This is a genomic window from Blautia caecimuris (assembly GCF_024622975.1).
Lineage (GTDB): Bacteria > Bacillota > Clostridia > Lachnospirales > Lachnospiraceae > Blautia_A > Blautia_A caecimuris.
Genome location: NZ_JANJZT010000062.1, coordinates 1 through 7,622 on the forward strand (window position 1 = coordinate 1; position 7,622 = coordinate 7,622).

Annotated in this window: 6 protein-coding genes and 2 pseudogenes; 1 reads left to right on the forward strand and 7 read right to left on the reverse strand. The window is 46.0% G+C overall.

The features are described 5' to 3' along the window. Positions 1–43: 43 nt before the first annotated feature. From NSA57_RS18920 to NSA57_RS18950, 7 genes and pseudogenes are all read right to left on the reverse strand, one after another. A complete protein-coding gene (locus NSA57_RS18920; RefSeq protein WP_257465785.1) occupies positions 44–1,231 on the reverse strand; it encodes a phage major capsid protein in 1,188 nt (395 codons plus the stop codon). Positions 1,232–1,658: 427 nt separating this feature from the next. Next, positions 1,659–2,271 (reverse strand): annotated as a pseudogene (locus NSA57_RS18925) (head maturation protease, ClpP-related); the annotation flags it as partial. Between the two features lie 51 nt (positions 2,272–2,322). Next, on the reverse strand, positions 2,323–3,606 hold the full coding sequence (locus NSA57_RS18930) for a phage portal protein (protein ID WP_257465786.1): 1,284 nt from the start codon (positions 3,604–3,606) through the stop codon (positions 2,323–2,325). Between the two features lie 72 nt (positions 3,607–3,678). Continuing rightward, positions 3,679–4,403: pseudogene (locus tag NSA57_RS18935) on the reverse strand (MerR family transcriptional regulator). Positions 4,404–4,445: 42 nt separating this feature from the next. Beyond that, entirely contained in the window at positions 4,446–4,772 is a 327-nt protein-coding gene (locus NSA57_RS18940; protein WP_257465787.1) for a hypothetical protein, read from the reverse strand. Then, entirely contained in the window at positions 4,744–6,372 is a 1,629-nt protein-coding gene (locus NSA57_RS18945; RefSeq protein ID WP_257465788.1) for a terminase large subunit, read from the reverse strand. The genes NSA57_RS18940 and NSA57_RS18945 overlap by 29 nt, the downstream gene beginning before the upstream one ends. Positions 6,373–6,406: 34 nt before the next feature. Beyond that, entirely contained in the window at positions 6,407–6,886 is a 480-nt protein-coding gene (locus NSA57_RS18950) for a phage terminase small subunit P27 family (protein ID WP_257465789.1), read from the reverse strand. A gap of 341 nt (positions 6,887–7,227) precedes the next feature. Here NSA57_RS18950 and NSA57_RS18955 point away from each other — a divergent pair, with 341 nt between their 5' ends. Then, positions 7,228–7,566, forward strand: a complete 339-nt coding sequence (locus NSA57_RS18955; RefSeq protein WP_257465790.1) for a PBECR4 domain-containing protein — start codon at positions 7,228–7,230, stop codon at positions 7,564–7,566. The last annotated feature ends 56 nt before the right edge of the window (positions 7,567–7,622 follow it).

A 7,622-nucleotide genomic window follows, 5' to 3' on the forward strand; every position in this document is an offset into this window, starting at 1 on the left:
AAAATTTCAAAAATCGGCAGATTGACACTTTAGGAGATTCTATTCATTTTGAAATTACATTTTGCGGAAACTCAAGCATGATCTGCACGGCTTCCGGAAGAACCAGTTTTCCGTCCACACGTTCCTTTGCAACAAAACCGATCATTCCGTTGCCTGCAAACAGTTCATTCAGCTGCTTAAAGGATCTGTTTCCACGGTCCCCAATGTTGTAATAGCTGTAATCCCCAAAAGCGATGCCGTCCTTCGGTGCATAGGCAGAAGTCTCCACCTTATATCCCAGGATTCTGTCCGGTTCCCCTGCCTGGTAAGCCGGCTGCCAGATATAAGCACCGTTATTGTCCTTCAGCTTTCTAAGGGAAGGCAGTGTTGCATCATTCATGATAAAGGATGCATTTTTACGGTACGGACGTTTCAGGCCATACACCAGATCCAGCATGTCATCTGATTTCAAAGCTACAGCCAGTGTATTCAGCAGATGCCCTCCGCCTGTTCCGTCAAAAATACCGGTCGGTTTCCCTGTTCCGTTTCCGTTCAGGAAAGCATCCTCTTCCGCATTGGCAAGTGCTTTTCCAAACTGGACAATAATGTAATTTTCCAGATTAAAGGCATTGTCATAAAGCAGTTCCTCCGTTACCTTAATCGCCACATGAAGCTTATGTGCATCCAGGATCTTCTGGTCAAAAGTCGCATCCCCGAAAGTCAGCGCCCCGCCTTCCTCAATCCAGCTTGCCGCCGGCTTGGTGGCCGCAATATTGATCTTATGTTCCCCGGAAGTCACGATTCTTGTGGCAAGACGGCGCATGATATTCTCTTCATTCAGAACATCAATCAGTCTTCTGTCATACTCTTCCGGAACCAGATAACCGCCGTCGGCATCCACGCCCTCCTGAAGGGTATTGGAAACCTGGCGGAAGTTGCTTCTCAGTGCATTCAGCATTGCCCTGCGGTATTCATCAGAAGCACGTCCTGTCTTTGGCTCCCCCTGGCCGCCTGCATAAGGCTTCCCGGTCAGCGGCTGGTTTACCGGCTGGTTCAGGTTCTTTTCCATTTCCTCTGCCTTGCGGTGGCGGTCAATCGCCTTTGTCAGATCCTCAATCTCCGCTTCCATCCTCTCATAGGTTGCACTGTCCTCCGCAGACAGAACACCATTTTCATTCTCATGGGCATCCACAAAATTCTTTGCAGCTTCCCAAACCTTAGCTCTCTTCTCCATCAATTCCTGAATCGTCATAATCCGTATCCTCCTCAGATATATTTTTTAATAAAATTTAAGCGTTCACGCAGATCATCCGCAGAACGCCCTGTAACATTCGTATTCACTTTCTTCTTTTCACACTTCTGGCAGGCATTCTCTGCCGCCCCGAAACATCCATTACATGGATCGTCCCCCTCAGTACCGGCACTTCCACTTATTCCAATTCCCTGCATACCAGAAGAATTTCCGTAACACTGCCCCGATAATCCATTACCACCAGCAGCCATCCTTGTGATCTCTGTCTGATCTTTCACAGATTTCCCAGTCTTTCCATAATGTCTCTCCAGCTTATTCATCAATGCATTATTTACTGCCCGTCTGGAAAACATTACAGAATCAGACGTCCCGTTTTCTGTACGGTCAGCACCTGAATCTCCATTTTCGCCTTCACTGCCCTGTTCCTCTTTCTGGAACAGAATGTCATCCGCAAACCCAAACTCCACAGCTTTATTTGCATCCATCCACGTTTCCGCATCCATCAGATGTGACAGCTTCGCCCTGCTCTGTCCCGTTTTCCGTACATAAGCATTGATGATGGATTCCCTCACGGCATCCAGAAGTTCCATAGCCTTCTTCATCTCTGCATGGTCGCCCCATGCAACCGTGGCCGGATTATGGATCATCATCATGCTCACCGGACTCATCCATACCTCAGTTCCGGCCATTGCAATAACAGACGCAGCAGATGCTGCAAGCCCGTCAATCTTCACCGTAACCTTCCCCGGATACTCCGACAGCATATTAAAAATCTGTGCCGCCGCAACACAGTCCCCGCCTGGACTGTTGATCCACAGGGTAATATCCCCTGTTCCGGCATTCAGCTCATCCTTAAAAAGAGCCGGCGTGACATCATCGTCAAACCAGCTGTCCTCAGCAATAACTCCGTTCATGAACAGGATCCGTTCTTCCGTTTCCTGTCCTGTTTCCTGATTCACCGTTTTTGTTTTCTTCCAGTTCCAAAACTTCTTCACTGGCTCCCTTCTCCTTTCCACCGGCTCCGCCAAACAGTCCGGCATCCTTCGTCGTCACAATCTCCATTTTCTTCGCTTCCCTGCAGGCAGTGAAGCTCATCCATTCCGATGCTCCTCCTCTCCCCCCGGAGTTTCATAACTCCGTGGGGACCCCAGAAGCGTCATATTTCCATTGATCAGATACAGATCACCGCCAAGCTCTTCTGGGATCCGGTCCATATTTTCCAGTTCCCGGATGTCATTGGCACTCATCCATCCGTTCTGCCTTGCCGTAGCATAACCGGTCATCCTTGACTGATAATCTCCCCTGAGCAGCCCGTCCACGTTGAACTTAAAGAAATACTTCTTCTTTTCCTCCGCAGACAGCAAAGCCCTGACCATTGCCTGTTCCCAACGGCTCACCCAGGGATCCAGTGTATACTTCACAAACTCCAGGGACTGCTGCTCAATGTTGCTGAAACTGGACTTGTCCAGATCCCCGACCATATGCGGCGGCACCCTGAAAATCCTGGCAATCTCATCAATCTGAAACTTCCTTGTTTCCAGAAACTGTGCTTCATTCGGTGCAATGGAAATCGGCGTATACTTCATTCCCTCTTCCAGGACAGCAACCTTATTTGCATTGCCGCTTCCCCCGAAAGTGGACTGCCAGCTCTCCCGCACCCTGCCCGGATCCTTCAAAGTCCCCGGATGCTCCAGCACTCCTGACGGAGCGGCACCGTTGGCATAAAACTTGCTTCCATACTCCTCCGCAGCAATGGCAAGCCCGATCGCATTCTTCGCCATGGCAATAGGTGAATATCCGACCAGCCCGTCAAACCCAAGCCCCGGAATATGCAGCACATCCGCCGGATGCAGACGCACGATCTTTCCATTTGCTTTCGGATCCGTCCCGGTTCTGCCATCCACATCATCACCGTCATACACCAGGTACTCATAATAAAGCCTGCCATGCTCATCCCTGTCCACCGTCATCCGGTCAGGCATCAGCGGATAAAGTGCCACGATCTCACCTTTCCCGTTCCGGATTATCTGACTGTACGCATTTCCCCACAAAAGCAAATGCGTCATCAAAGTCTCCCTAAATACAAAAGAAGTCATCTCCGGATTCGGCTCATCATGCAGCAAAAAATAAAGCGGATGATCCACCGCCTTTTCCTTACCGCCATTATCGTTATACCTGTAAAACTGCAGCGGCAGACCCGCCACCGCCTCAGAAAGAATCCTCACACACGAATACACTGCAGTCATCTGCATGGCACTCCGTGCATTCACCCTCTTCCCGGAAGCCGTACTCCCCATAAAAAATCCATATCCGCTTCCAGTTGTGCTGTTAGAAGGAGCATTCCTTCCCCGAAACAGCTTCCCAAACAACCTCATTTTCATCATCCTTTCAAAAAAGAGCATAAGAAAAGCACCTATCATTACGATAGATGCCATTCCTAATGTAATTTATTTCCTGCACAATACCCGGATCGCTTTGTCTGCAAACACTGCGGTTCCTTCTCCCCCGACTTTATCAATATTAATTGTAAACTCCCCGCCGCCTGCGTACATAGAGCCAAGCCCCATCAGAATTTCATCTGTACATTTATAAAAATGCTCCGTAATAAAATCCTGCAGTTTCTTAGCAAGTTCGCTTCCGCACTTTCCGGATCCTGATTTCTGATTTTTCCAAATTCAGCAAAAATCCCCATCAACCTGGCATTGATTGAATGCTGTTCTTCTATACTCCGTCCCGCCGCCTTTTGTTCATATTCCTTATAGGCATCTGTTTTCCCCCAGGATGCCTTTGCCTGTTCTGCATACTCATCAATCTTTCTTGTATCAAAAGCCTCAAAACTCATCTCTTTCACTCCGATCATCTTTATTCCACGGGCAAGATCAATCAGATTTTCTATGTGTTCTTTCCGAAGTTCCAGCAGATGAATCTGCTGTTCCAGAGCCTTATCCCTGTCAAAATCCGGACTGTCCAGAATATCCTTAATCTCTTTCAGTGAAAATTCCAATTCCTTGAACAGCAAAATATGCTGAAGCCTTTCCAATGCCGTATCGTCATACAGCCGGTATCCTGCACTGGTAACTTCCGTGGCCGGCAGAAGTCCAATCTTATCATAATGATGCATGGCACGTATGCTCACTCCCGATATCTTACTGACCTCATGTACTGTCATCATCTTTGATCACCTCTTTCCCTGTGGTAATCATAGCATAAGCTATTACATAGCGTCAGAGTCAATATCTTTCTTAATATTTTCGGAATTTTTCTCATCATCTTTCTTCTGCATCATACAAACTCTGTCATCCGCTTCAGATCCTGCCCTCAATAAACACAGACACACTCCGAACAGAATCAGAAATCCAATACCTGCAAATACCAAAACACCAATCATCACATTCACCCGTTTCAAACAAACTGAACTCTTTGCATCACAGCCATTTCTTCTGAAAACTCCTGCACACAATCTCCACATTATAACCTTTCCTGCCAGAACTCCTGCTGCATACTCTTCATTCTCAAAACACCAGCAGTCCTCTCTCATCATACACACTGCCCTGCGTTTCTCCCTGATTCCTAATACACCGATCCAGAGCCATAATAGAAGCTACAATTCCATCAATCTTCTCCTTAGACTTTGCCTTCGTCACCTTAATATTCTCCGCAGCATCTGTCTCGATCACAACATTACCCGCCATCCACCGAAGAACCGGATGCCCGGCATGAATAATCTGTCCTTCCATCAGAAGTCTGTAAAACTCCTTCGTCGGTGTACTCATACTTGCAAATCCCTGGCCAAAAGGTACCATCGTAAATCCTGTACCCTCCAGGTTCTGGATCATCTGTGTTGCATTCCATCTGTCCACCGCAATTTCCAGGATATGGTACTTCTCCCCAAGATCACAGATGAATTTCTCAATGAAATCATAGTGGATCACATTTCCTTCCGTTGCCAGCAGATGTCCCTGCTTCTCCCATACATCATAAGGAACTGAATTCGCCTTCACCCTCTGTGGTATGGTTTCTTCCGGCACCCAAAAGTACGGCACCAGAATATGTTTTTCATCCGAATTTCTCGGCGGAAATATCAGAACCAGTGCTGTAATATCTCCTGTACTGGAAAGATCCAATCCTGCATAACAGTCTCTTCCCTCTAGCAATCTCATATCAATTGGCTCACTGCCTTTCATAAAGATTGCATCCGGAATCCATGACGTCGTACTGGATACCCACATATTCATACGAAGCCACTTAAAAGTAATCTCATCAGCCGGATTCTGTTTTGCTTCCCTGTAAGCATCACGAAGTCTCTCAATATCCACCGTATATCCCAGGGAAGGATTTACCTTGTACCAGTTTGTTTCATCTTCCCAGTCCTCATCATCCTTTAATCCGTAAACTACAGGATAAAAAGTCGGATCTACACGCCGTCCTTCCAGAATATCTACTGCTTTGGTATGCAGTTCAAACGCAATCGAATGCCTGTCATTTCCAGCAGTCGTAATAATAAAGTGCAGTGGATTCTGCCGGGCATCTGAACTGTACTTCGTCAAAACATCATATAACTGACGATTCGGCTGTATATGAATTTCATCGAACACAAGTCCCGAAATCGAAAAACCATGTTTACTTCCAACTTCTGCTGAAAGCACCTGATAAAAACCGGCATTTCCGTAATTGACAATTCGCTTGGTAGCTGACATCAGCTTGCTTCTCTTCATCAGTGCCGGTGACATCTCAACCATCTGTCTTGCAACATCAAAAACAATGGATGCCTGCTGCCGGTCCGCCGCTGCACCATAAACCTCCGCAGATGGTTCATTATCTGCATAAAGTAAATAAAGAGCAATAGCTGCTGCCAATTCACTCTTTCCAACCTTTTTACAGATTTCTACAAAAGCTGTACGGAATTGTCTGTTCCCATCAGGCTTGACAATCCCGAATATATCTCTTATTAGCTGCTCCTGCCAGGGTAATAGCCAGAATCTCTTGCCTGCCCACTTACCTTTGGTATGACAAAGATTCTCAATAAAGGTTACTGCCCTGTCCGCCTTTTGCTTATCATAATGAGAAGTCGGAAGCATAAACCTTGTCGGCTGATAATTTTTCAGCTTTGGATAGTCTTTTGGTCTTGTTTCACGCGCCATCGCCCATCACACCTCCTTGATTTTTACCAACTGTCTATCCAAACACACCACTATCCCCAAGTAATGCCTCCATCTCATCCTCAGTTTCCTTCACTTTACCATTACCGGCCACAATCCTGCTCCGCGAAGATGGCGTAAGCCCAAATTCCGACGCTGCCTGCAACATCAACTTCTGATTCGTATTTGCAATTCCAACCCAAGGTGTCTGCTGCTGATATCCTTTATCCGTTTCAAATGTCGAGCCGCCAGAAGTAATATGCTCCTGAGCCTCCTTCCATCTTGCATATGACTGACAATATGCAGCAAATGCCGCCATATCAACTTCAGTAAGAACACCCATCTGATTCATCAACTTCGCCAAGCGTTCCCATTCCTTCTTCGCTTCCGGCATTAACCAGTCAGGATAGACAGGCATTCCCTTTGCCGGAATCGGCTCCTTCGTATTCAGTTTTCTCTTACCTGGATTACCTTCCAGTTTCTTCACAGCTGTAGGCTTTGGCTTTCTTCCCGCCATCGGAATCCCTCCTTTCTCAAGTTCCAATATTTTCTATTGTCAAAACCATTATTTCTACATATAATAATTAAGAACACGAAGCAAATAGTGTTCCTCAAAAACTCGTTTTCTGTTGACTACGAGTATTTTTGTGATATAATGAAGTTAGAGGATAGCGGCGTTGACCAGCTATCGTGGTGTTGAAGCAATCGACTGTGTCGGTATGCAGCCGGTTGTGGAGCCTGACCTTGGGTTATGCGATAACCTCAAACCGAATAGGTTCTTCGGAACTGAATGAAAACGCTTTTTAAGGGCCTTGCATTGGCAGGGTCCTTTATTTTTTGCAAAGGACAAGGTATAATATGGATCTATTACAACAGTCTGCACAAGCCTGGAAAGAAATAACTGAATATAGATATTTGTTTACATATGGCTATAAGAAACAGCTGTATCCAATTAATCTCACCTTTTCTCTGGAAGATTATCCGCATTTAGCTGGCTTCCAGTATATGAAAGATATCTCTCTTCCCAATTATTCTTCTGCCAAAACTGCTGATAGAATTCTTGAGGGTAAAATACTATTTGAAAAAGTTCAAAAAGCAGCCCAGTACGAGGAGATGATAAAACCTCGACTTGAAGCTTTAGTTCACTTGAAAGAATCCCTTGATAACAAATTTAATTTAACCCATTGTGCTAGTTAATATAAAAAACTTCAACAAAATATGTTATCCTATAGCTGTACACCACTACATGCTAT